The sequence below is a fragment of the Psychrobacter sp. W2-37-MNA-CIBAN-0211 genome, assembly GCF_040309405.1.
Lineage (GTDB): Bacteria > Pseudomonadota > Gammaproteobacteria > Pseudomonadales > Moraxellaceae > Psychrobacter > Psychrobacter glaciei.
In genome coordinates, this window is the sequence record NZ_JBEOOU010000623.1 from 1 (window position 1) to 232 (window position 232).

Genomic DNA, 232 nt, shown 5'->3' on the forward strand with positions numbered 1-232 from the left:
GCACTACTTGGTTCTTGAGATATTGGAATGATCTTATTGCCATTGCTAAATGACTTTTCTTTTCCTGTATAAATTCGGCTGATAACAGACTCATCAAAGCTACTTTCATTTGAAGGATGCACGATAATAGCAAAATCTGCATAGGCGAAGTTCGTAAACAGGAATATTACACTTAATATTAATTTTTTCATTTTACCTCTCCTTAAAATACAACATCGACACCAAGCGTGAT

The 232-nt window shown here is 34.1% G+C and carries 1 protein-coding gene; it reads right to left on the reverse strand.

The genetic code is table 11. The annotated features are described in order from the left end of the window. A partial coding sequence (locus AAEY72_RS16510) for a hypothetical protein (RefSeq protein ID WP_352311788.1) occupies window positions 1-191 on the reverse strand: 191 nt, incomplete at its 3' end. Between the last annotated feature and the right edge of the window lie 41 nt (window positions 192-232).